We start from the raw sequence: 22,453 nt of genomic DNA on the forward strand, positions 1-22,453 counted from the left end.
AAACGATCGCTGCCGATTCAATCAAGACGTGGAGAAGTTCATGAGCACGGTCGATCCCCTGGGTGCCGCACCGGTCCTCACAACAGGCCAGATGGCGATGTGGCTCGGCGCGAAGTTCGCCTCGCCCGACACCAACTTCAACCTCGCCGAAGCCATCGAGATCGAGGGCTGGATCGATCCCGACGTCTTCATGGCCGCGATGCGGCAGGTCACCGAGGAAGCCGAGGCCACGCGCCTGAGCTTCGTCGACACGGCCCAGGGCCCGCGGCAGGTGGTGGCGCCCGTCTTCACGGGCGAGATGCCCTTCCTGGACTTCAGCGGCGAGCCCGATCCTTCCGCTGCCGCACGCGCCTGGATGCAGGCCGACTTCACGCGCAAGGACGACCTCGCGCGCGACCAGCTCTGGATATCGGCGCTGATCCGCCTCGCGGACGACCGCCACGTCTGGTACCACCGCAGCCATCACATCGTGCTCGACGGCTTCGGCGGCGGGCTCATCGCGCGACGCTTCGCCGACGTCTACAGTGCCCGCATCGCCGGCACGGAAGCGCCCGAGGCATCGCGCCTCGCGTCCATTTCGCAATTGATGGAGGAAGACAGGGCCTATCGCGAATCGGGGCGCTTCCCGCGCGACCGGCAGTACTGGACCGAGCGTTTCGCCGATGCACCCGATCCGCTGAGCCTGGCCTCGCAGCGCTCGGTGAACGTGGGCGGCCTGCTGCGCCAGACCGCGTACCTGCCGGCCGAAAGCGTGCGGGCGCTGGCCGGCATCGCGCAGCAGCTGGGCGCCACGCTGCCGCAGATCCTCATCGCCACCACCGCCGCCTACCTCTACCGCGCCACCGGCGTCGAGGACATGGTGATCGGCATCCCCGTCACCGCGCGCCACAACGACCGCATGCGCCGCGTACCCGCGATGGTGGCCAACGCGCTGCCGCTGCGCCTCGCAATGCGCCCCGACCTGCCGGTGACCGAGCTGATCGCGGAAGTGGGGCGACAGATGCGGCAGGTGCTGCGGCACCAGTCGTACCGCTACGAGCACCTGCGCAGCGACCTCAACATGCTGGTGAACAACCGGCAGCTCTTCACCACCGTGGTCAACGTCGAGCCCTTCGACTACGACTTCCGCTTCGCCGGCCACGCCGCATGGCCGCGCAACCTGTCCAACGGCACGGCCGAGGACCTGGGCATCTTCCTGTACGAACGCGGCAACGGGCAGGACCTGCAGATCGACTTCGACGCCAACCCCGCGATCCACACCGCGCAGTCGCTGGCCGACCACCAGCGCCGGCTGCTGGCCTTCATGACCGCGGTGATCCGCCAGCCCGCGCAGGCCGTCGGCCAGGTCGACCTGCTCGATGCCGCCGAGCGCGAGCGGCTGCTGGTGAGCTGGAACGACACGGCGCAAGCGGTGCCCGATACGAACCTCGTCGCGCTCATCGAGGCACGGCTTGCCGCCAATCCGGACGGCGTTGCGCTGCGCTTCGAGGGCGAGGCGATGAGCAACCGGGAGCTCGACCGCCGCGCCAATCGCCTTGCACAGCTGCTGCGCGCGCATGGCGCGGGCCCGGAGCGCACTGTGGCGCTGGCCATTCCGCGCTCCTTCGAGCTGATGGTGGCGCTGCTCGCCACGCTGAAGACCGGCGCCGCCTACCTGCCGGTGGACCCCGACTTTCCGCAGGACCGCATCGCCTTCATGCTCGGCGACGCTCGGCCCGCCTGCCTCGTCACCACCGCCGCGCTCGCGGAGTCGCTGCCGGCAGATGTGCCGAAGCTTCTGCTCGATGTAGCGCAAACGTTTGCTGCATTGGCGAATAGCGACGATGCAACGCCCGCCCTGGCCATCGACCCCGCGCACCCGGCCTACGTGATCTACACCTCGGGCTCCACTGGCAAGCCCAAGGGCGCGGTGGTGTCGCACCGCGCCATCGTCAATCGCCTGCAGTGGATGCAGGACCGCTACCGCCTGAAGGCCGACGACCGCGTGCTGCAGAAGACGCCGTCGAGCTTCGACGTGTCGGTGTGGGAATTCTTCTGGCCGCTGATCGACGGCGCCACGCTGGTGCTCGCGAAGCCCGGCGGCCACAAGGACGCGGCCTACCTCGCGGGCCTGATCGCCGCCGAGGGCATCACCACCGCGCACTTCGTGCCGTCGATGCTGGAAGTGTTCCTGCTCGAGCCGAAGGCGCGCGAGTGCGCCTCGCTGCGGCGCGTGATCTGCAGCGGCGAGGCGCTGTCGCCCGCGCTGATGGCGCAGTTCCAGCAGCAGCTTCCTTGCGAGCTGCACAACCTCTACGGGCCAACCGAGGCCGCGGTCGACGTCACCTCGTGGGAATGCCCGCGCGATGCCGGCGAGGCGCAGTCTCCGAAGGGCAGCGTGCCCATCGGCCGGCCGATCTGGAACACGCAGATGCACGTGCTCGACAGCGGCCTGCAGCCCGTGCCGCCCGGTACCGCCGGCGAGCTCTACATCGCGGGTGTCGGCCTGGCGCGCGGCTATCTCGAGCGCCCGCTGCTGAGCGCCGAGCGCTTCGTGGCCAACCCCTACGGCGAGCCCGGCAGCCGCATGTACCGCACCGGCGACCTCGCGCGCTGGCGCGAGGACGGCAGCCTCGACTTCCTGGGCCGCGCGGACCAGCAGGTGAAGATCCGCGGCCTGCGCATCGAGCCCGGCGAGATCGAATCGGCGCTGCTGCGGCATCCGCAGGTCGCGCAGTCGGCGGTGGTCGCACGCGAGGACGTGCCGGGCGAGAAGCGCCTCGTGGCCTACGTGGTTGCCGCCGAGGGAGCCGATCCGCAGGCGGCCGATCTGCGCACCCACCTTGCGCAGTCGCTGCCAGAGTACATGGTGCCTTCGGCCTTCGTCAACGTGCCGGCGCTTCCGCTGGGCCCCAGCGGCAAGCTCGACCGCCGCGCGCTGCCCGCGCCCGAGCTGCAGGCGGCCACGCCCTATGTGGCGCCGCGCACGCACACCGAGAAGATCCTCGCGCGCCTCTGGGCCGAGACGCTGCACCTGCCGCGCGTGGGCATCGAGGACAACTTCTTCGAGCTCGGCGGGCACTCGCTGATGATCGTGCAGCTGATCTCGATGATCCGGCAGCAGTTCATGATCGACCTGCCGCTGGACACGCTGTTCCAGGTCTCCACCATCGCCGGCCTTGCCGAGCTGCTCGACCAGGCCTCGCAGGCGGGGCCGAGCCTCGTGCCGATGCCGCGTCCGGCGCGCATCCCGCTGTCGTTCGCGCAGCGCCGCCTGTGGCTGATGAACCAGCTGGAGAACGCCAACCCCGCCTACAACATGCCGCTGGCGCTGCGCCTGTCGGGCACGCTCGACCGCGCCGCGCTGCAGTCGGCGCTCGACGACCTGGTGCAGCGCCACGAGAGCCTACGCACCATCTACCCGAGCGAGGACGGGCTGCCCCACCAGCACATCCTCCAGGGCGAGCAGGCCCGCGCGCTGCTGGTCGAGGCCGACAGCAGCGAAGACGAGATCGCCGCGCAGCTGCATGCCGCCGCCCGCGTCGGCTTCGACCTCGGCACCACCGCGCCGCTGCGCCCGCAGCTCTTCAGGCTGGCCGACGACGAGCACGTGCTGCTGCTGCTCACCCACCATATCGTGGGCGACGGCGCCTCGCTGCTGCCGCTGGCACGCGACCTCAGCGTGGCCTACGCCGCGCGCAGCGAAGGCAATGCGCCTGGCTGGGCGCCGCTGCCGCTGCAGTACGCCGACTACGCGCTGTGGCAGCAGGAGCTGCTGGGCAGCGAGGACGACCCCGAGAGCATGGCCGGCCGCCAGCGCGAGTTCTGGCGCGAGACCCTGCGCGACCTGCCCGAGCGGCTGAGCCTGCCGGTCGACCGCCCGCATCCGGCCGTGCCGAGCTACCGCGGCGACGTGGTGCCGCTGCTGATTCCGCCGCAGGTGCACGAGCGCATGCTGCAGCTCGCGCGCGATGGGCAGGCCAGCGTCTTCATGGTGCTGCAGGCCGCGCTCGCGGGGCTGCTCAACCGGCTGGGTGCAGGAGACGACATCGTCATCGGAACGCCGGTGGCAGGCCGCAGCGACCACGCGCTGGACGAGCTCATCGGCTGCTTCGTCAATGCGCTGGTGCTGCGCACCGACCTCGCGGGCCAGCCGAGCCTGCGCGAGCTGGTCGCGCGGGTGCGCTCCACCAACCTCGCGGCCTATGCGAACCAGGAGTTCCCGTACGACCGCATCGTGGAGCTGCTGCGTCCGCAGCGCGGCGGGGCGAACCTGCCGCTGTTCCAGGTGATGCTGGGCTTCCAGAGCGGCAGCAACCGGCTTTCATTCGGACTGCCGGGCCTGTCGATCACGCCGCAGCCGGTGGAGGTGGACACGGCCAAGTTCGACCTGTCCTTCATCCTCGACGAGCAGCGCGGCGCCGACGGGCTGCCCGGCGGCATCGCGGGCGGCATCCAGTACAGCACCGACATCTTCGACCGCGCGACCGTCGAGGCCATCGGCGAGCGGCTGGTGCGCCTGCTGGCGCAGGCCTGCGACGCGCCCGATGCGGCGCTGAACGGCCTGGACATCCTCGGCGAGGAAGAGCGCCATCGGCTGCTTGCCGACTGGAGCGGCAGGAGCACCGGCACGCGCGACGACATCGCGCCGCTCTCGTTCGCGGCCATGGTCGAGGCGCATGCCGCCTCGCGCCCGCATGCGGCGGCCGTCGTGCTCGACGACGCTTCCGTCGTGAGCTACGCATCGCTCGACCTGCGCGCCAACAGGCTCGCTCATCTGCTGCGCGGGCGGGGGGTCGGCACGGGCGACATCGTCGCCACGGTGCTGCCGCGTTCGCTCGACCTCGTGGTGGCGCACCTGGCGATCGTGAAGGCCGGTGCCGCCTACCTGCCCATCGATCCGAACCACATGGCCGGCCGAAGCGCCTTCGTGTTCGAGGAGGCCGCGCCCACCGCGGTGCTGACGCACGCGTCGCTGCTGCCGGAGCTGGCCGGCATTCCGCACTGCCTCGCGCTCGACGGCGACGAGACCGTCGCCGCGCTGGCGATCCAGCAGGACGGACCCGTGGCGCAGCCGCGCGCGGCCGATCCGCGCGACGCCGCCTACGTGATCTATACCTCGGGCTCTACCGGCAAGCCCAAGGGCGTGGTGGTGCCGCACCAGGGCCTGGCAAGCCTCGGCGCCTCGATGGCGCAGCGCTTCGCCATCGACCATGGCTCGCGCGTGCTGCAGTTCTCCTCCAGCGGCTTCGACGCCTCGGTGATGGACATGCTGATGGCCTTCCATGCCGGCGCCGCGCTGGTGGTGCCTTCGGCTCAGCAGGTGCTGGGCGCCGAGCTGGGCGCGCTGATCGAGAGGCTGGCCGTGAGCCACGCGTTGATTCCTCCGGCCGCGCTCGCGACGCTGCCCGAGGGCGCGTACCCATGCCTGCAGACGGTGGTGGTCGGCGGCGATGCCTGCTCCGCCGAGCTGGCCGCGCGCTGGTCCAGGGGCCGTCGCATGATCAATGCCTACGGCCCGACCGAGATCACCATCTGCGCGAGCACCAGCGCGCCGATGAACGGCCACGAGCCGCCCACCATCGGCACGCCGGTGTGGAACACGCGCGTGTACGTGCTCGACGACGCGCTGCAGCCGGTGCCGCCCGGCGTGGCGGGCGAGCTCTACATCGCGGGCAGCGGCGTCGCGCGCGGCTACCTGAACCGCGCGCTGCCGAGCGCCGAGCGCTTCGTCGCAGATCCCTTCGGCGAGCCCGGCAGCCGCATGTACCGCAGCGGCGATCTCGTGCGCTGGCGCAACGACGGCAGCCTCGACTTCATGGGGCGCGCCGACCAGCAGGTGAAGATCCGCGGCTACCGCATCGAGCCCGGCGAGATCGAATCGGTGCTGCTGCGCCACCCGCAGGTGACGCAGGCGGCCGTCGTCGCGCGCGAGGACGTGCCGGGCGAGAAGCGCCTGGTGGCCTACGTGGTGGCGTCGTCCGATCCGCAGCCGGCGGAACTGCGCGCCCACATGGCGCAGTCGCTGCCCGACTACATGGTGCCCTCGGCCTTCGTGCACCTGCCTTTCCTGCCGCTGACGCAAAGCGGCAAGCTCGACCGCAGGGCGCTGCCCCTGCCGGGACAGCAGGCCGCATCGGCGTATGCCGAGCCGCGCACCGCCACCGAAAGGCAGCTCGCCGCGCTGTGGGCCGAGACGCTGCACCTGGAGCGCGTGGGCATTCACGACAACTTCTTCGAGCTCGGCGGCCATTCGCTGATGGCCATCCAGCTCGGCATGCGCATCCGCCAGCAGGTGCGCGCGGACTTCCCGCATGCCGAGGTCTACAACCGCCCGACCGTCGCGGCGCTGGCCGCATGGCTGGACGACAACACGGCCGGCGCCGAGGCCCTGGACCTGTCGCGCGAACTCGACCTGCCCGCGCACATCCGCAGGCAGGACACCGCGCCGCCACTGGCCGCCAGGCGCGTGTTCCTCACCGGCGCCAGCGGCTTCGTCGGCAGCCACCTGCTGGCAGCGCTGCTGCGCGACACCACCGCTCGCGTGGTCTGCCACGTACGTGCCGCCGACGAGGAAGCCGGCAGGCGCCGCCTGCAGCTCACGCTGGCGCAGCGGCAGCTGGGCGCGATCTGGGACGACGCGCGCATCGAAGTGGTGACCGGCGACCTCGGCAAGCCGAACCTGGGTCTGGACGACCGCGCGGTGCGGCTGGTGCGCGAGGACTGCGACGCCATCTACCACTGCGCGGCGCAGGTGGACTTCCTGCATCCCTACGCGAGCCTGAAGCCGGCCAACGTCGACAGCGTGGTCACGCTGCTCGAGTGGACCGCGCAGGGCCGGCCGAAGAGCATGCATTACGTCTCCACGCTGGCGGTGATCGACCAGAACAACGGCAGGGAAGGCGCCACCGTCACCGAGCAGTCGGCGCTGGCATCTTGGCGCGGGCTGGTCGACGGCTACAGCCAGAGCAAGTGGGTGGGCGACGCGCTGGCGCGCGAGGCGCAATCGCGCGGCATGCCGGTGGCGATCTACCGCCTGGGCGCGGTCACCGGCGACCACACGCACGCGATCTGCAACGCCGACGACCTGATCTGGCGCGTGGCGCATCTCTATGCCGACCTCGAAGCCATTCCCGACATGGACCTGCCGCTGAACCTCACGCCGGTGGACGACGTGGCGCGCGCCATCCTCGGCCTTGCGGCGCTGCAGTCGTCGTGGGGCCAGGTGTTCCACCTGACGAGCCAGGAGGCGCTGCGGGTGCGCGACATTCCGGCCGTGTTCGAGCGGCTCGGCATGCGGCTCGAACCCGTCGGGCTCGAACCGTGGCTGCAGCGTGCCCACGCGCGGCTCGCGGTGGGGCAGGACCGCGACCTTGCGGCCGTGCTGGCGATCCTCGACCGCTACGACACCTCGGCCACGCCGCCGAAGGTGAGCGGGGAAGCCACGCATGCGCAGCTGCAGGCCATCGGCGCCGCGATCCGCCCGGTGGACCGCGACCTGCTGCAGCGCTACTTCGTCGACCTGGGCATCGACACCAAGGCGCGCAGCGCGGCTGTCGAGACCCGCGCATCGCAGGTGACCTGAGATGGCGCGCTACCTCATCGCCGCGACCGCGCTGCCCGGGCACGTGCTGCCGATGCTGGCCATCGCGCAACACCTGGTGGGCCTGGGGCACGAGGTGCGGGTGCACACGGCCAGCCGCTTCCGCGCGCAGGCCGAGGCCACCGGCGCGGGCTTCACGCCCTTCGACGCCTCCATCGACTTCGACCACCACGAACTCGACCGGCGCTTTCCGCAGCGCCAGCGGCTGCCTTCGGCGCATGCACAGATGTGCTTCGGGCTGAAGCACTTCTTCGCCGACGCCATGGCCGCGCAGCGGGCCGGACTGGAGGCGATCCTGCGTGATTTCGCGGCCGACGCGATCGTGGTCGACACCATGTTCTGCGGCACCTTCCCGCTGCTGCTGGGGCCGCGCGAGCAGCGGCCCGCGGTGGTGGCCATCGGCATCTCGGCGCTGCCGCTGTCGAGCTGCGACACCGCCTTCTTCGGCACCGCGCTGCCGCCGTCGTCCACGCCGGAAGGGCGGGTGCGCAACCGGGCGATGAACGCCAACCTCAGGCAGGCGATGTTCGGCGAAGTGCAGCGCTACTTCGACGCGCTGCTGACCTGCGCGGGCCTGCCGGCGCTGCCCGAGTTCTTCATCGACGCGATGGTCAAGCTGCCGGACGTCTACCTGCAGCTCACCTCCGAATCCTTCGAGTACCCGCGCAGCGACCTGCCTGCCTCGGTGCGCTTCGTCGGCCCGCTGCTCGCGCCGGCCAGCCGCGACTTCGTGGAGCCCGACTGGTGGCACGAGCTGGACGACGGCCGCGCCGTGGTGCTGGTGACGCAGGGCACGCTGGCCAACCAGAACCCGGCGCAGCTGATCGGCCCGACGCTGCAGGCGCTGGCCGGTGCGGGCGACATCCAGGTCATCGCGACCACGGGCGGCCCGCAGCCCGAGGCGCTGAACATGGCGCTGCCCGCGAATGCGCGCGTGCTGCCCTTCCTGCCCTACGACCGCCTGCTGCCCAAGGTGCACGCGATGGTCACCAATGGCGGCTACGGCTCCGTCAACCATGCGCTGAGCCTCGGCGTGCCGCTGGTGGTAGCGGGCGCCACCGAGGAGAAGCCGGAGATCGCCGCACGCGTGGCCTGGTCGGGCGCCGGCATCAACCTGGGCAGCGGGCAGCCCACCGCGCGCCAGATCGGCGACGCGGTGCGCAGGCTGCTGAAGGAGCCCGCCTATCGCCAGCGTGCGGGCGCGCTGCGCGACGACTTCGCGCGCCACCACGCGCTCACCGAGATATCGGCCGCACTCGAGGCGCTGCGCGAAGCCGCGGCGCCCGGCTGCCTGGCCATCGCCTGATCGAAGACACCAAAGGAAACAGAGAAGATGAGCAACCCGTTTGACGACACGAACGGCACCTTCCAGGTGCTGGTGAACGACGAAGGCCAGCACTCGCTGTGGCCCGCCTTCATCGACGTGCCCGCCGGCTGGAAGGTGGCGCTGCCCGCCACCGACCGCGCCACGTGCGGCGCCTACATCGAGGCGAACTGGACGGACATGCGCCCGCGCTCGCTCGCGGCCAGGGATCTCGACGCCGCCGGCGCATGAGGGTGTTCGCCCTGCATCGGCGCGGCGCCGCCTGGGCGCATGCGTCGCGCATGCGCTCGTCCGTCGCGGGTGAGGTGAGCGGCGTCGCGCCCGGCGAGCGCAAGGCGCGCGCCGGATCGGGCGAGGGACCGCAGGAAAAGCCGCCGCAGCGGATCAGGCCGCGCCGGGGATGAGCGTCTTCTCGCCCTGGCCGTACTTCGCGCTCGTGCTGGTGGTGCTCGGCGCGATCGCGCTGCCGGCGTTCCGCGCGGCCGACGAGCAGCAGCCGCCGCAGCACGGCCCCCGCGACCATCGCACCGTCACGCTCGACGGGTTGCGCGGCTTTCTCGCGCTGAGCGTCTTCGTGCACCACCTGATGGTGACCCACGGCTACATCGAGCGCGGCGAGTGGACCTTTCCGCCCTCGGGCTTCCACACGCTGCTGGGACAGGCGGGCGTGGGCGTCTTCTTCATGATCACCGGCTTCCTGTTCTGGGGAAAGCTGCTCGACGCGAAGGGGCGGCCCGACTGGAGGAGCCTGTACGTCGGGCGGCTCTGGCGCATCGGGCCGACCTACCTGCTGGCGGTGGGGCTGATGTTCCTCGTCGTCGCGTGGCGCACCGGCTTCGAGCCAAAGGAGCCGGCGTGGTCCTTGCTCGGCGCGATGCTGCAGTGGCTGGCCCTCGGCATCTGGCCGCTGCAGCCGGACATCAACGGCTACGCCGGCACCACGCTGATCCTTGCGGGCGTCACGTGGACGGTCTTCGTCGAGTGGCTGTTCTACGGCGCGCTGCGGCCGATGGCGCCGCTCGCTCGCGGCGACCGCACGCCCCGCTTCGTGCTCGGCCTCATGCTGCTGCTGTGCCTGCCGCTGCTGGTCTTCGCGGCGCTGTCGCCGGGCGCCACGCCCTCGCGGCCGACGCTCGCGCTGGTGATCGGTGCGCTGGCCTGGGTGCTGGCTTCGTTCCTCCTGGGCATGCTGTCGGCATGGCTGGTGCGGCGCGGGCCCAGGCTGCAGCTGCCGCAGCGGACGGCTTCGCTGCTCGCCCTGGCCTGCCTCGGTGGCGTGTTCGCCGGTTTCGGCCACATGGTCGGACCGGTGCAGGTACTGCTGCTGTGGGCGTTCTTCCACCTGGTGTGCACCGGCAGCACGCTCTTCGGCCTGCTGGCCACGCGCGCGGCCCGGCGCCTGAGCACGGTGAGCTACAGCATCTACCTGCTGCAGGGGCTGGTGCTGACCGTGGTGTTCGGGCCCGGGCCGGTGCGGGAGTTCGCGATGGCAGGGGCGATGCAGTACTGGCTGACGGGCACCGCCTGCGCGCTGCTGCTGGTGGCGGCCTCGGTGGCCAGCTACCGGCTGGTCGAGCAGCCGGGGATCGCGCGCGGCCGGCGCCTGCGATCGGGGCCGCGCGCTGCGCTCGCGGCGCAGGCCGCGGGGCCCTGAATCGGGCGCGGCGCCAGCCGTGAAGACCCCAGGCCATCCTCATGACACACCCTTGCGCATAATTGACGCAAGCTATGACTCTCACCGAACTCAAATACATCGTCGCAGTGGCCCGCGAAAGGCACTTCGGCAAGGCGGCCGAGGCCTGCTACGTTTCGCAGCCGACACTTTCGGTCGCCATCAAGAAGCTCGAAGACGAGCTCGAGGTCAAGCTCTTCGAGCGCAGCGCCGGCGAAGTGACCGTGACGCCGCTGGGCGAGCAGATCGTCCAGCAGGCCCAGAGCGTGCTCGACCAGGCCGCCAGCATCAAGGAGATCGCCAAGCGCGGCAAGGACCCGCTGGCCGGCCCGCTGAACCTGGGCGTGATCTACACCATCGGCCCGTACCTGCTGCCCGACCTCGTGCGCCAGGTGATCCAGCGCACGCCGCAGATGCCGCTGGTGCTGCAGGAGAACTTCACCGCCAAGCTGCTGGAGATGCTGCGCGCGGGCGAGATCGACTGCGCCATCATGGCCGAGCCCTTTCCCGACACCGGCCTCGCGATGGCGCCGCTGTACGACGAGCCCTTCATGGCGGCGCTGCCGAGCAAGCACAAGTTCGCCGACCGCGAGTCCATCACGTCGGAAGAACTGCAGAGCGAGACCATGCTGCTGCTGGGCACCGGCCACTGCTTCCGCGACCACGTGCTGGAGGTGTGCCCGGAGTTCGCGCGCTTCTCGAGCAACGCAGAGGGCATCCGCAAGAGCTTCGAGGGCTCGTCGCTGGAGACCATCAAGCACATGGTCGCCTCGGGCATGGGCGTGACGCTGGTGCCGCGCCTGTCGGTGCCGGCCGATGCGATCAAGCCCAGGGTCAAGGGCCGCAAGGAGCCCGAGCAGATGGTGCGCTACCTGCCGGTGCGCGACGCGCAGGACCGCGACCCGCCCACGCGCCGCGTGGTGCTCGCATGGCGGCGCACCTTCACGCGCTATGAGGCCATCGCCGCGCTGCGCAACGCGATCTACGCGTGCGAGCTGCCGGGAGTGAAGCGCCTTTCGTAGACCGGCTTTCGAGAATTCGGCCTACGCCGCGGCTGTTTTGAATCGTTGGTCGCTGAGATAGAGTGGCGCTGTTGCGAAGCCGCACGCCGGCTTCGAGAATCGAAGCCAACCTCCCTCCAAGAACTCGACTGAAGAAAAGGATCTCCCGCCATGGCCAAGGACTCTAAGAAACCGTCGCCCGCCTCTTCTGCCGGCAAGGTGCCCAAGAAGGGCGGCAAGCAGGTCGCGCAGGAGTCGGGCAGCCGCAATGCGCCCATCATCAACATCGGCATCGAGCGCCAGGACCGCGCCGCCATCGCCGAAGGCCTGAGCCGCGTGCTGGCCGACACCTACACGCTCTACCTCACCACGCACAACTTCCACTGGAACGTGACGGGCCCGCACTTCAACTCGCTGCACGCCATGTTCATGCAGCAGTACACCGAGCTGTGGGGCGCGACCGACGTGATCGCCGAGCGCATCCGCGCACTGGGCCACTACGCGCCGGGCTCGTACGCCGAGTTCAGCAAGATCGCCACCGTGCCCGACGTGCCGCAGAACCCGCCCAAGGCGATGGAGATGGTGCGCATCCTGGTGAAGGGCCATGAGACCGTGTCGCGCATCGCGCGCGAATTCATTCCTGTCGCCGAGGAAGCCGGCGACGACCCGACGGCCGACATGCTGACCGCGCGCTGCACGGTGCACGACCAGACGGCCTGGATGCTGCGTTCCCTCCTTGAAGACTGATTCCGCTCCCCCCGTCATCGCGCCCGCGGCTCGCCGCGGGCGTTTTGCGTTGTATCTCGACCTGATCCGCTGGAACCGCCCGGCGGGCTGGCTGCTGCTGCTGTGGCCCACGCTGGGCGCGCTGTGGTTCGCGGCCGGCGGCTGGCCGGGCTGGCACCTGCTCGTCGTGTTCACGCTCGGCACCTTCCTCATGCGCAGCGCCGGCTGCTGCGTGAACGACGTGGCCGACCGCGACTTCGACCGCCACGTGAAGCGCACCGCGCAGCGGCCCGTGACCAGCGGCGAGCTGTCGGTCAAGGAAGCGCTGGGGCTGGGCGTGGTGCTGGCGCTGGTGTCCTTCGGGCTGGTGCTCACGACCAACCGCACGACGGTGCTGTGGTCGTTCGCGGCGCTGGCCATCACGCTGGTGTATCCCTTCGCCAAGCGCTTCGTCTCGGTGCCGCAGGCGGTGCTGGGCATTGCCTTCAGCTTCGGCATTCCGATGGCGTTCGCGGCCGTGCAGTCGAGCGTGCCGCCCTTCGCCGCGGTGCTGCTCGCGGGCAACCTGTTCTGGGTGCTGGCCTACGACACCGAGTACGCGATGGTCGACCGCGACGACGACCTCAAGATCGGCATGAAGACCTCGGCCATCACCTTCGGCCGTCTCGACGTGGCGGCGGTGATGACGAGCTACGCGATCTTCCTCGCCGTCTGGACCTGGGCCGGGGCGAGCCGTTCGCTGGGCGTGCTCTTCTACGTCGGCATCGCGGCGGCCGTGGCGCAGGCGCTGTGGCACTGGCGCCTGATCCACGACCGCACGCGAGAAGGCTGCTTCAAGGCCTTCCGCCTGAACCACTGGCTGGGCTTCACCGTGTTCGCCGGCGTCGTGGCCGGCTACGCGCTGCGTTGAACTGAACATGACGTCCGACGCGCTGCTGCAGCGGCTGAAGCTCAAGATCGGCCAGGAGGGCCACTCCGGCTGGCATCGCATCACGCAGGAGATGGTCGACCGCTATTCGGAGCTCTCGGGCGACGGCGAAGGCGAGTGGATCCATCTCGACCCCGAGCGCGCCGCGCGCGAGGCCGGCTACGGCGGCACCATCGTGCAGGGCTTCTTCCAGGTGTCGCACCTGATCCGGCTGACCGGCGAGGCCATGCGCACGCTGCTGCCCTTCGACTCCAACCACGCCCTCAACTACGGCTTCGACCGCCTGCGCTTCGTGCGGCCGATGCCGGTGGGCGCGAGCTTTCGGGCGCGGGTGCGCATCGCCGACGTGACGCCGAAGGCTGGCGACAGCTTCCTGCTGAAGGAAGAGGTCTGGCTGGAACTCGAAGACGGCACCGTCACGCTGGCCGCCGAATGGCTGTTCGTGCTCGGCCCGCGCGCGCTGGCCTTGGACTGAGCCCTGCCTCGCCTCGTCAGCCGCGGCCGAATTCCTCGCCCAGTTCCGCGGCACGCTTCTGTGCCGCGCGGATCGCGGTCTTGAACTGCGACTTCACGTCCGCCGACTGCATCGAGGTGATGGCCGCGTAGGTCGTGCCGCCCTTGGAGGTCACGCGCTCGCGCAGCACCGACGGCGGCTCGGTCGCGCTGTGCGCCAGCGACGAGGCGCCCACGAAGGTGCCGATGGCGAGCCGCTGGGCCTGTTCGGGCGTGAGGCCCATCTCGACGCCGGCCTCGGTCATCGCCTCGATGAAATAGAACACGTAGGCCGGGCCGGAGCCCGACATGGCGGTGACGGCGTCGAGCGCCGGTTCGGTGTCGACCCAGAGCAGCTCGCCGGTGGGCGCCAGCAGCTGGCCGACCGTCGAGCGGTCGGCGCTCTCGACGCCGGGCCGCGCGAACAGGCCGGTCATGCCCTTGCCGACCAGTGCGGGGGTGTTGGGCATGGCGCGCACCACGCGCTCGGTGCCGAGCCAGCGCGCGATGCTGCCGGAGGGAATGCCGGCGGCCACACTCAGATGCAAGGCCTGGGTGGCGAAGGGACGCACCGCCTTCGCGGCATCGGCGAAGGTCTGTGGCTTGACCGCCCAGACCATCACGCCGCAGCGCGACAGCGCCTCGCTCGCCTCCGGCCTGGCGACGATGCCGAAGGACTGCGCCAGCTTCGCGCGGGCTTCATCGAAAGGCTCGACCACCTCGAAGGCATCCGCCGGGGTGCCTTGCTGGATCAGGCCGCCGATGATGGCGCTGGCCATGTTGCCGCCCCCGATGAAGGCGACGGGAGGCAGCGGCGCAGGGCCGGTGCGGGGCAGGAAGGTCACGGCGATGGTCATGGTCGGTCGGCGTATTCGAAGGCGGCGAACTGGGTGATTTGAAGCGGATTGAAATTGTCGTCGCTCACGACCACCAGCATGCGCCCGCCGCCGGGCAGCGGCGGGCCCCAGCACATGCCTTCGGTGTTGTCGAGCCTCGACAGGCCAAGCGCGGCGAAGTCGGCCACCAGCGTCTTGGCCGCCGGCCGGTGGTTGCCGGGCGCCAGCGTGTCGACGGCGAGCACGTCGCTGGCCGCGCGGGTGTCTATTTCATACAGGCGCAGCGAGTTGCCGCGACCGGTGGCGTAGGCGCGCTCCAGCACCAGCATGCGGTCGGCGTCGAGCATCAGGATCTCGCTCACGCCGTTGTCGGCATAGCTGCCCGGGATCAGCGGGCGCAGCGGGATGGCGTCGGGAACGTAGGCGATCTGGCGGTCGGCCTGGCCGGTCTCCAGATCGATCCGGGTGAAGCGGCAGGGGCCGCCGGGGGCGCCAATGGTGGGTTCGGGGCCGTCCTGGATCAGGGCGTTTTCCATTCCCAGCCAGGCGAAGCGGCCATCGGGCGTGAGGCTGACGCCTTCGAAGGTCAGGTTGTCGCGCGGGCCGCGACGCTCGGCCGGGTCGGGCGGGAACATCGCCGGCATGCGGAATTCGCGCAGAAAGCGCCCGTCGCGGGCCGATTCGTAAAGCGCCGGGCCGAATCCGCGGGCGACGTCGCCCTCGCTGGTCCACAGCAGGGTGTTGGTCGCGGGGCGCAGCCGCAGGGCCTCGGGGTCGGGCACCGGCAGGCCGTCGACCGCGTTGCGGCGGTTGGGCCAGGGGCCTCCGCCGGGGCGTTGCAACTGCACCACGCCGACCGGCTCCGGCGGCGCGGCCTGCGGGGAGGGCCAGCGCGCGGTGTAGTAGCGCACGGGAGCGAGATCCGACCGGTCGTCGCTGATGAGCAGGTACTCACCTCGGACCGGGTCGTAGTCGATGCCCGAAAGGCCTCCGGCCGTGGTTCCCTCTATATGAAGGCGGTGCGGCCAGCGTGCCTCGGCGAGGAGGCGCAGCCGGCCTGCGTCCGGTTTCGGCGTCGCTGCGCCCTTGCAGCCGGGGAGTGCCAATAGCCCCCCGAGCCCCGCCAGGCCGGCACCGCCGGCCAGCAGCAGGCGCCGCCGCAGCAGCGATGAGGTCGAAAGGGTGGTTTTTCCGGGCATGCGCACGCCCCGCAGTCTAGTGGCTGCGTTTGCGGGCATGCAGGCCTGTTGACTTCCGGCTTCTTGCGTGCAACAATCGCGGGCTTCGCTTTCAAAAGGCGGAGCTTTCAGCCCAAAGCGGAAGTGCCCCGAGTGGTTCGGGGTATGGACGACGGGCCCAAGACTGACTGATTTGCCTCCCTCCTGGAGGCGCATCGGTACAAGTTGGGAATATCAAGAAATGATCCAAACTGAATCCCGGCTCGAAGTGGCCGACAACACGGGCGCGAAATCCGTCCTGTGTATCAAGGTGCTCGGTGGCTCCAAGCGGCGTTACGCCAGCGTGGGCGACGTCATCAAGGTCAGCATCAAGGAAGCCGCTCCGCGTGGTCGCGTCAAGAAGGGCGAGATCTACAGCGCTGTGGTGGTGCGTACCGCCAAGGGCATCCGCCGCGCCGACGGCTCGCTCGTGAAATTCGATGGCAACGCAGCAGTGTTGCTCAACGCCAAGCTGGAGCCCATCGGCACCCGCATCTTCGGACCGGTCACGCGCGAACTGCGCACCGAGAAGTTCATGAAGATCGTGTCGCTGGCCCCCGAAGTTCTCTAAGGACACAACGCCATGAACAAGATTCGCAAGGGCGACCAGGTCATCGTGTTGGCCGGCCGTGACAAGGGCAAGCGGGGCACCGTCTCGCTGCGCAAGGACGACTCGCATGTGGTCGTCGAAGGCATCAACCTCGTCAAGAAGCACACCAAGCCGAACCCCCTGAAGGGTACGACCGGTGGCATCGTCGAGAAGGCCATGCCGATTCACCAATCCAACGTGGCGATCTTCAACGCCGCGACCGGCAAGGCCGATCGCGTGGGCGTCAAGGTCACCCAGGATGCTGACGGCAAGCGCGTGGCTGTTCGCGTGTTCAAGTCGAGCGGCGAAGAAATCAAGTTCGCCTAAGAGGTACTCACATGGCACGTCTCCAACAACACTATCGCGAAAAGATCGCGAAAGACCTGACGGAAAAGTTCGGCTACACGTCGCCGATGCAGGTCCCGCGCCTCACCAAGATCACCCTGAACATGGGTGTGGGTGAAGCTGTCGCCGACAAGAAGGTTCTCGAGAACGCAGTCGCCGACCTGACCAAGATCGCTGGCCAGAAGCCCGTGGTCACCAAGTCGAAGAAGGCCATCGCCGGCTTCAAGATCCGTGAGAACCAGCCGATCGGCTGCATGGTCACGCTGCGTGGCGTGCACATGTACGAGTTCCTGGATCGCTTCGTGACCATCGCGCTGCCGCGCGTTCGCGACTTCCGTGGTATCTCCGGCCGCGCTTTCGACGGCCGTGGCAACTACAACATCGGCGTCAAGGAACAGATCATTTTCCCCGAGATCGAGTACGACAAGGTCGATGCCCTGCGCGGTCTCAATATCAGCATCACGACGACGGCCAAGACCGACGAAGAAGCCAAGGCGCTTCTGGCCGGCTTCCGTTTCCCGTTCAAGAACTGAGGTGACCTGTGGCTAAAGCATCTTTGATCCAGCGCGAACTCAAGCGCGACAAGCTGGTTGCCAAGTTCGCAGCGAAGCACGCCGAACTGAAGGCGGCTTCCAACGACCTGAAGAAGACCGAGGAAGAGCGCGCCGCTGCTCGCCTGGCGCTGCAGAAGCTGCCGCGCAACGCGAACCCCACGCGCCAGCGCAACCGTTGCGAAATCACCGGTCGTCCCCGTGGCACCTTCCGTCAATTCGGTCTGGCCCGCGCCAAGATCCGCGAACTGGCTTTCAACGGCGACATCCCCGGTGTCACCAAGGCCAGCTGGTAAGCCAGGCAGGAGCAAACAACATGAGCATGAGTGATCCCATTGCCGACCTGCTGACGCGTATCCGCAACGCGCAGATGGTGGCGAAGCCCACCGTGTCGGTCCCGTCTTCGAAGGTGAAGGTCGCGATCGCACAAGTCCTGAAGGACGAGGGCTACATCGACGGCTTCCAGGTCAAGACCGAAGCCGGCAAGAGCGAACTGGAAATCTCGCTGAAGTACTACGCTGGCCGTCCGGTCATCGAGCGCATCGAGCGTGTGAGCCGCCCCGGCCTGCGTGTCTACAAGGCCAGCGCTTCCATTCCGCAAGTCCAGAACGGCCTCGGCGTCGCCATCGTCACGACCCCCAAGGGCGTGATGACCGACCGCAAGGCTCGCGCCTCCGGTGTCGGCGGCGAAGTCCTGTGCTACGTCGCCTAACCGAGACATCGAGGAGTAACTGAAATGTCCCGAGTAGGAAAATCGCCGGTCGCCATCCCCGCAGGCGTGGATGTGTCGATCAAGGAAGACCAGATCAGCGTCAAGGGTACGGGCGGCACGCTCAACCTGTCGCGCAACGCGCTGGTCAACGTCGTCAGCAAGGACGGCAAGCTGAGCTTCGAGCCCGCCAACGAATCGCGTGAAGCCAACGCGATGAGCGGCACGGTTCGCCAGCTCGTGAACAACATGGTGGTCGGTGTGACCAAGGGCTTCGAGAAGAAGCTCAGCCTGATCGGTGTGGGCTACAAGGCCGCTGCCCAGGGCGCCAAGCTGAACCTCCAGGTCGGCTACTCGCACCCCGTCAACATCGACATGCCCCAGGGCATCACGGTGACGACGCCCACCCCGACCGAAGTCGTGATCAAGGGTGCCGACCGCCAGCGCGTCGGCCAGGTGGCCGCTGAGATCCGTGCCGTTCGTCCGCCAGAGCCCTACAAGGGCAAGGGCATCCGCTATGCGGACGAGAAGATCGTGATCAAAGAGACCAAGAAGAAGTAAGGGGCAGCAAAATGATGTTGACCAAAAAAGCACAGCGTCTCCGCCGCTCGCGCCAGACCCGCATCCGCATTGCGACGCAGGGCGTGGCCCGTCTGACGGTGAACCGCACCAACCTGCACATCTACGCCACCGTCATCTCCGGCGACGGCGCCAAGGTGATTGCAACCGCATCGACGGCAGAAGCCGAAGTGCGTACCTCGCTCGGCGGTTCGGGCAAGGGCGGCAATGCCGCTGCAGCCACCGCCGTCGGCAAGCGCATCGCTGAAAAGGCGAAGGCTGCCGGCATCGAGAAGGTCGCATTCGACCGCGCAGGTTTCGCCTACCACGGCCGCGTCAAGGCGCTGGCCGAAGCCGCCCGCGAAGCCGGCCTGCAGTTCTAACCGGACACGAGATTCAAAATGGCAAAGATTCAGGCAAGAACGCAGAACGAAGGCCCCGAGGACGGTTTGCGCGAGAAGATGATCGCGATCAACCGCGTCACCAAGGTGGTGAAGGGTGGTCGTATCCTCGGTTTCGCAGCGCTGACCGTGGTCGGTGACGGCGATGGCCGCGTCGGCATGGGCAAGGGCAAGTCGAAGGAAGTGCCCGCTGCGGTGCAGAAGGCAATGGAAGAAGCGCGTCGCAACCTGCTGAAGGTTTCGATCAAGAACGGCACGCTGCACCACCAGGTGCAGGGCCACCACGGCGCTTCGACGGTCGTGATGTACCCGGCTCCCAAGGGTACCGGCATCATCGCCGGCGGCCCGATGCGCGCCGTGTTCGAAGTGATGGGCATCACCGACATCGTGGCCAAGAGCCATGGTTCGTCGAACCCGTACAACATGGTTCGCGCCACGCTCGACGGGTTGAAGAACTCGACGACCGCCAGCGAAGTGGCTGCCAAGCGCGGCCTGACCGTCGAAGAAATCTTCGCCTGAGCGCAGGCCGTCGCAAGCCTCAAGGAAGCATTCAAATGACGCAACAACAGACCCTCAAGGTGCAACTGGTCAAGAGCCCGATCGGCACCAAGGAATCGCATCGCGCGACCGTGCGCGGCCTCGGCCTGCGCAAGCTCAACAGCGTGAGCGAGCTGCAAGACACGCCCGCGGTGCGCGGCATGATCAACAAGATCAGTTATCTGGTCAAAGTCCTGTAAGAGAGACTGATATGGAACTCAATGGCATCAAGCCGGCGGATGGCGCCAAGCACGCCAAGCGCCGTGTCGGCCGCGGTATCGGTTCCGGCCTGGGCAAGACCTCGGGTCGCGGCCACAAGGGCCAGAAGTCGCGCGCAGGCGGTTTCCACAAGGTCGGCTTCGAAGGCGGTCAAATGCCGCTGCAGCGTCGCCTGCCGAAGCGTGGTTTCAAGTCGCACCTGCTGAAGTTCAACGCCGAAGTCACGCTGACCGCTCTCGAGCAGCTCGGCCTGGCCGAAGTGGACATCCTGGCGCTGAAGCAAGCCGGCCTCGTGGGCCAGCTCGCCAAGGTCGTCAAGGTCGTGAAGACCGGTGAGCTCACCAAGGCCGTCAAGCTGACGGGCGTGGGCGCAACGGCTGGCGCCAAGGCTGCTATCGAAGCCGCCGGCGGCAGCATCGCCTGATCATCATCGGACTGAAAGAAGTTCTTCGTGGCAACTAACGCGGCAACGATCGCAAAGACAGGCAAGTTCGGTGACCTCCGTCGCCGGCTCGTCTTCTTGCTGCTCGCGCTCGTGGTCTACCGGATCGGCGCCCACATCCCTGTGCCGGGTATCAACCCGGACCAGCTGGCTGCGCTGTTCCAGGGCCAGCAGGGCGGCATTCTGAGCCTGTTCAACATGTTCTCGGGCGGGGCGCTGTCGCGCTTCACCGTGTTCGCGTTGGGGATCATGCCGTACATCTCGGCGTCGATCATCATGCAGCTGATGACCTACGTGCTTCCGACCTTCGAGCAATTGAAGAAGGAAGGCGAGGCCGGTCGCCGCAAGATCACGCAGTACACGCGCTACGGCGCGCTGGGCCTGGCCCTCTTCCAGTCGTTCAGCATCGCGGTGGCTCTCGAGTCGTCGGCCGGCCTGGTGATTTCGCCCGGCTTCGGCTTCCGCATCACCGCCATGGTGAGCCTGACGGCAGGCTCCATGTTCCTGATGTGGCTCGGCGAGCAGATCACCGAACGCGGTCTGGGCAACGGCATCTCGATCCTGATCTTCGCGGGTATCGCGGCCGGCCTGCCGAACGCCATCGGCGGCCTGCTGGAGCTGGTGCGTACCGGCGCCATGAACGTGATCGTCGCGCTCTTCATCGTCGCCGTGGTGGTGCTGGTCACCTACTTCGTGGTGTTCGTTGAACGCGGCCAGCGCAAGATCCTCGTGAACTATGCGCGGCGCCAGGTTGGCAACAAGGTGTATGGCGGCCAGTCGTCGCACCTGCCGCTGAAGCTGAACATGGCTGGCGTGATCCCGCCGATCTTCGCCTCGTCGATCATCCTGCTGCCGGCAACGGTGGTCGGCTGGTTCAGCACCGGCGACGGCGGCTTCCGCTGGATCAAGGATGTCGCCAGCGCGCTGCGTCCCGGCGAGCCGATCTACGTGCTGCTGTATGCCGCTGCGATCGTTTTCTTCTGCTTCTTCTACACGGCGCTCGTGTTCAACAGCAAGGAAACGGCCGACAACCTGAAGAAGAGTGGTGCATTCATCCCTGGCATCCGCCCGGGTGACCAGACCGCTCGCTACATCGACAAGATTCTGGTTCGCCTGACGCTGGCGGGCGCGGTGTACATCACCTTCGTCTGCCTGCTGCCAGAGTTCCTGATCCTGAAGTACAACGTGCCGTTCTACTTCGGTGGTACCTCCCTGCTGATCATCGTGGTCGTCACGATGGACTTCATGGCCCAGGTGCAAAACTACATGATGTCCCAGCAGTACGAATCGCTGCTGAAGAAGGCGAACTTCAAGACATCGTAGGGCTGTGTTTCAGTATTGAGTCCGGGCGGTAGACCGCCACGTTAAACAGTTTTAGGAGAGTGAAATGAGAGTTTCGGCCTCGGTCAAAACCATCTGCCGTAATTGCAAGGTCATCCGCCGCAAGGGTGTGGTGCGCGTGATCTGCACCGACCCGCGCCACAAGCAGCGCCAGGGTTGATTGAAGAGTATTAGAGGACGCACATGGCACGTATTGCTGGCATCAACATCCCGCCGCACAAGCACGCTGAGATCGGCCTGACCGCCATCTTCGGCATCGGTCGCACCCGCGCCCGCAAGATCTGCGAAGCGAGCGGCATCGAGTATTCGAAGAAGATCAAGGATCTGACCGACGCCGATCTCGAGAAGATCCGCGACCAGATCGCCCTGTTCACGATCGAAGGCGACCTGCGTCGCGAGACGACGATGAACATCAAGCGCCTGATGGACATCGGCTGCTACCGCGGCTTCCGTCATCGTCGCGGCCTGCCGATGCGCGGCCAGCGCACGCGCACCAACGCCCGCACCCGCAAGGGTCCGCGCAAGGCTGCGCAGTCCCTGAAGAAATAAGGATAGAACAGCATGGCTAAAGCACCTGCAAACAACGCCGCACAGCGCGTTCGCAAGAAGGTTCGCAAGAACGTCGCGGACGGTATCGCTCACGTGCACGCTTCGTTCAACAACACCATCATCACGATCACCGATCGCCAGGGCAACGCCCTGTCGTGGGCTTCGTCGGGTGGCCAGGGCTTCAAGGGCTCGCGCAAGTCGACGCCGTTCGCTGCGCAGGTCGCTTCCGAAGTGGCCGGCCGTGCTGCTGTCGAACAAGGCATCAAGAACCTCGACGTCGAGATCAAGGGCCCCGGCCCAGGTCGCGAATCGTCGGTGCGCGCACTGGCTGCGCTCGGCATCCGGATCAATTCCATTGCCGACGTGACGCCCGTTCCGCACAACGGCTGCCGTCCCCAGAAGCGTCGCCGCATCTGATCGTCAGTCCGCAAGGC

Annotated in this window: 24 protein-coding genes; 22 read left to right on the forward strand and 2 right to left on the reverse strand. The window is 68.1% G+C overall.

Translation table 11 applies throughout. The annotated features are described in order from the left end of the window. Positions 1–40: 40 nt before the first annotated feature. From FHY06_RS20155 to FHY06_RS20195, 8 genes are all read left to right on the forward strand, one after another. A complete protein-coding gene (locus FHY06_RS20155) occupies positions 41–7,564 on the forward strand; it encodes a non-ribosomal peptide synthetase (RefSeq protein ID WP_184606149.1) in 7,524 nt (2,507 codons plus the stop codon). Position 7,565: 1 nt separating this feature from the next. Continuing rightward, positions 7,566–8,888: a glycosyltransferase gene (locus FHY06_RS20160; protein WP_184606150.1), complete on the forward strand. Its 1,323-nt coding sequence runs from the start codon at positions 7,566–7,568 to the stop codon at positions 8,886–8,888. 27 nt (positions 8,889–8,915) lie between these two features. Beyond that, a complete protein-coding gene (locus FHY06_RS20165; RefSeq protein ID WP_132754249.1) occupies positions 8,916–9,137 on the forward strand; it encodes an MbtH family protein in 222 nt (73 codons plus the stop codon). A 169-nt stretch (positions 9,138–9,306) separates the two neighbouring features. Next, positions 9,307–10,560, forward strand: a complete 1,254-nt coding sequence (locus FHY06_RS20175; RefSeq protein WP_184606152.1) for an acyltransferase family protein — start codon at positions 9,307–9,309, stop codon at positions 10,558–10,560. Positions 10,561–10,634: 74 nt separating this feature from the next. Continuing rightward, positions 10,635–11,600, forward strand: a complete 966-nt coding sequence (locus FHY06_RS20180) for a LysR substrate-binding domain-containing protein (RefSeq protein WP_019653961.1) — start codon at positions 10,635–10,637, stop codon at positions 11,598–11,600. A 150-nt stretch (positions 11,601–11,750) separates the two neighbouring features. Next, a complete protein-coding gene (locus tag FHY06_RS20185) occupies positions 11,751–12,326 on the forward strand; it encodes a Dps family protein (RefSeq protein ID WP_019653962.1) in 576 nt (191 codons plus the stop codon). Beyond that, positions 12,316–13,215, forward strand: a complete 900-nt coding sequence (gene ubiA, locus FHY06_RS20190; RefSeq protein WP_184606153.1) for a 4-hydroxybenzoate octaprenyltransferase — start codon at positions 12,316–12,318, stop codon at positions 13,213–13,215. Before FHY06_RS20185 ends, ubiA begins: the two co-directional genes overlap by 11 nt. Positions 13,216–13,222: 7 nt before the next feature. After that, on the forward strand, positions 13,223–13,708 hold the full coding sequence (locus FHY06_RS20195) for a MaoC/PaaZ C-terminal domain-containing protein (protein ID WP_019653964.1): 486 nt from the start codon (positions 13,223–13,225) through the stop codon (positions 13,706–13,708). 16 nt (positions 13,709–13,724) lie between these two features. On the opposite strand, the gene proC is transcribed toward FHY06_RS20195, so the two are convergent. Both proC and FHY06_RS20205 read right to left on the reverse strand, forming a co-directional pair. Further along, positions 13,725–14,582 (reverse strand): pyrroline-5-carboxylate reductase, encoded by an 858-nt coding sequence (gene proC, locus FHY06_RS20200; RefSeq protein WP_126183775.1) that lies wholly within the window; start codon positions 14,580–14,582, stop codon positions 13,725–13,727. Further along, positions 14,579–15,760, reverse strand: coding sequence for an esterase-like activity of phytase family protein (locus FHY06_RS20205; RefSeq protein ID WP_184606154.1), 1,182 nt, complete (start codon positions 15,758–15,760; stop codon positions 14,579–14,581). Before FHY06_RS20205 ends, proC begins: the two co-directional genes overlap by 4 nt. 220 nt (positions 15,761–15,980) lie before the next feature. Between FHY06_RS20205 and rplN the strand changes: the two genes are divergently transcribed. The 14 genes from rplN (at position 15,981) to rpsK (ending at position 22,436) form a co-directional block, all read left to right on the forward strand. Next, a complete protein-coding gene (gene rplN, locus FHY06_RS20210) occupies positions 15,981–16,349 on the forward strand; it encodes a 50S ribosomal protein L14 (RefSeq protein ID WP_009124801.1) in 369 nt (122 codons plus the stop codon). A gap of 12 nt (positions 16,350–16,361) precedes the next feature. Further along, entirely contained in the window at positions 16,362–16,694 is a 333-nt protein-coding gene (rplX, locus tag FHY06_RS20215; protein WP_019653967.1) for a 50S ribosomal protein L24, read from the forward strand. Positions 16,695–16,705: 11 nt separating this feature from the next. Continuing rightward, positions 16,706–17,245: a 50S ribosomal protein L5 gene (gene rplE, locus FHY06_RS20220; protein WP_019653968.1), complete on the forward strand. Its 540-nt coding sequence runs from the start codon at positions 16,706–16,708 to the stop codon at positions 17,243–17,245. Positions 17,246–17,253: 8 nt separating this feature from the next. Continuing rightward, positions 17,254–17,559, forward strand: a complete 306-nt coding sequence (gene rpsN / locus FHY06_RS20225) for a 30S ribosomal protein S14 (RefSeq protein ID WP_019653969.1) — start codon at positions 17,254–17,256, stop codon at positions 17,557–17,559. A gap of 20 nt (positions 17,560–17,579) precedes the next feature. After that, positions 17,580–17,975, forward strand: coding sequence for a 30S ribosomal protein S8 (gene rpsH / locus FHY06_RS20230; RefSeq protein WP_019653970.1), 396 nt, complete (start codon positions 17,580–17,582; stop codon positions 17,973–17,975). A gap of 24 nt (positions 17,976–17,999) precedes the next feature. Further along, positions 18,000–18,533: a 50S ribosomal protein L6 gene (rplF, locus tag FHY06_RS20235; protein WP_019653971.1), complete on the forward strand. Its 534-nt coding sequence runs from the start codon at positions 18,000–18,002 to the stop codon at positions 18,531–18,533. A 14-nt stretch (positions 18,534–18,547) separates the two neighbouring features. After that, positions 18,548–18,913, forward strand: coding sequence for a 50S ribosomal protein L18 (gene rplR / locus FHY06_RS20240; protein ID WP_026346312.1), 366 nt, complete (start codon positions 18,548–18,550; stop codon positions 18,911–18,913). Between the two features lie 18 nt (positions 18,914–18,931). Further along, the gene (gene rpsE, locus FHY06_RS20245) at positions 18,932–19,450 is read left to right on the forward strand and encodes a 30S ribosomal protein S5 (RefSeq protein WP_019653973.1); all 519 of its coding nucleotides are present in this window, start codon (positions 18,932–18,934) and stop codon (positions 19,448–19,450) included. Between the two features lie 35 nt (positions 19,451–19,485). Next, positions 19,486–19,668, forward strand: a complete 183-nt coding sequence (gene rpmD / locus FHY06_RS20250; RefSeq protein ID WP_019653974.1) for a 50S ribosomal protein L30 — start codon at positions 19,486–19,488, stop codon at positions 19,666–19,668. A gap of 11 nt (positions 19,669–19,679) precedes the next feature. Next, a complete protein-coding gene (rplO, locus tag FHY06_RS20255) occupies positions 19,680–20,111 on the forward strand; it encodes a 50S ribosomal protein L15 (RefSeq protein WP_019653975.1) in 432 nt (143 codons plus the stop codon). A 27-nt stretch (positions 20,112–20,138) separates the two neighbouring features. Next, positions 20,139–21,452: a preprotein translocase subunit SecY gene (gene secY, locus FHY06_RS20260; protein ID WP_019653976.1), complete on the forward strand. Its 1,314-nt coding sequence runs from the start codon at positions 20,139–20,141 to the stop codon at positions 21,450–21,452. A 64-nt stretch (positions 21,453–21,516) separates the two neighbouring features. Further along, positions 21,517–21,630, forward strand: coding sequence for a 50S ribosomal protein L36 (gene rpmJ, locus FHY06_RS20265; protein ID WP_013544106.1), 114 nt, complete (start codon positions 21,517–21,519; stop codon positions 21,628–21,630). Between the two features lie 23 nt (positions 21,631–21,653). After that, positions 21,654–22,019: a 30S ribosomal protein S13 gene (gene rpsM, locus FHY06_RS20270; RefSeq protein WP_019653977.1), complete on the forward strand. Its 366-nt coding sequence runs from the start codon at positions 21,654–21,656 to the stop codon at positions 22,017–22,019. Between the two features lie 12 nt (positions 22,020–22,031). Continuing rightward, a complete protein-coding gene (rpsK, locus tag FHY06_RS20275; RefSeq protein ID WP_009124825.1) occupies positions 22,032–22,436 on the forward strand; it encodes a 30S ribosomal protein S11 in 405 nt (134 codons plus the stop codon). The last annotated feature ends 17 nt before the right edge of the window (positions 22,437–22,453 follow it).

The organism is Variovorax atrisoli (genome assembly GCF_014195185.1).
Taxonomy (GTDB): Bacteria; Pseudomonadota; Gammaproteobacteria; order Burkholderiales; family Burkholderiaceae_C; genus Variovorax; species Variovorax atrisoli.

Bases quoted from the DNA above. Each gene is read 5' to 3' on its own strand.
- rpmD (WP_019653974.1), top strand. From the start codon at position 19,486: ATGACGCAACAACAGACCCTCAAGGTGCAACTGGTCAAGAGCCCGATC.
- proC (WP_126183775.1), bottom strand. From the start codon at position 14,582: ATGACCATCGCCGTGACCTTCCTGCCCCGCACCGGCCCTGCGCCGCTG.
- rplX (WP_019653967.1), top strand. From the start codon at position 16,362: ATGAACAAGATTCGCAAGGGCGACCAGGTCATCGTGTTGGCCGGCCGT.
- rpsH (WP_019653970.1), top strand. From the start codon at position 17,580: ATGAGCATGAGTGATCCCATTGCCGACCTGCTGACGCGTATCCGCAAC.
- rplN (WP_009124801.1), top strand. From the start codon at position 15,981: ATGATCCAAACTGAATCCCGGCTCGAAGTGGCCGACAACACGGGCGCG.
- FHY06_RS20175 (WP_184606152.1), top strand. From the start codon at position 9,307: ATGAGCGTCTTCTCGCCCTGGCCGTACTTCGCGCTCGTGCTGGTGGTG.
- FHY06_RS20160 (WP_184606150.1), top strand. From the start codon at position 7,566: ATGGCGCGCTACCTCATCGCCGCGACCGCGCTGCCCGGGCACGTGCTG.
- rplR (WP_026346312.1), top strand. From the start codon at position 18,548: ATGTTGACCAAAAAAGCACAGCGTCTCCGCCGCTCGCGCCAGACCCGC.
- rpsK (WP_009124825.1), top strand. From the start codon at position 22,032: ATGGCTAAAGCACCTGCAAACAACGCCGCACAGCGCGTTCGCAAGAAG.
- rpsM (WP_019653977.1), top strand. From the start codon at position 21,654: ATGGCACGTATTGCTGGCATCAACATCCCGCCGCACAAGCACGCTGAG.
- rplO (WP_019653975.1), top strand. From the start codon at position 19,680: ATGGAACTCAATGGCATCAAGCCGGCGGATGGCGCCAAGCACGCCAAG.
- rpsE (WP_019653973.1), top strand. From the start codon at position 18,932: ATGGCAAAGATTCAGGCAAGAACGCAGAACGAAGGCCCCGAGGACGGT.
- rplE (WP_019653968.1), top strand. From the start codon at position 16,706: ATGGCACGTCTCCAACAACACTATCGCGAAAAGATCGCGAAAGACCTG.
- FHY06_RS20180 (WP_019653961.1), top strand. From the start codon at position 10,635: ATGACTCTCACCGAACTCAAATACATCGTCGCAGTGGCCCGCGAAAGG.
- FHY06_RS20195 (WP_019653964.1), top strand. From the start codon at position 13,223: ATGACGTCCGACGCGCTGCTGCAGCGGCTGAAGCTCAAGATCGGCCAG.
- FHY06_RS20185 (WP_019653962.1), top strand. From the start codon at position 11,751: ATGGCCAAGGACTCTAAGAAACCGTCGCCCGCCTCTTCTGCCGGCAAG.
- rplF (WP_019653971.1), top strand. From the start codon at position 18,000: ATGTCCCGAGTAGGAAAATCGCCGGTCGCCATCCCCGCAGGCGTGGAT.
- rpmJ (WP_013544106.1), top strand. From the start codon at position 21,517: ATGAGAGTTTCGGCCTCGGTCAAAACCATCTGCCGTAATTGCAAGGTC.
- FHY06_RS20205 (WP_184606154.1), bottom strand. From the start codon at position 15,760: ATGCCCGGAAAAACCACCCTTTCGACCTCATCGCTGCTGCGGCGGCGC.
- FHY06_RS20165 (WP_132754249.1), top strand. From the start codon at position 8,916: ATGAGCAACCCGTTTGACGACACGAACGGCACCTTCCAGGTGCTGGTG.
- FHY06_RS20155 (WP_184606149.1), top strand. From the start codon at position 41: ATGAGCACGGTCGATCCCCTGGGTGCCGCACCGGTCCTCACAACAGGC.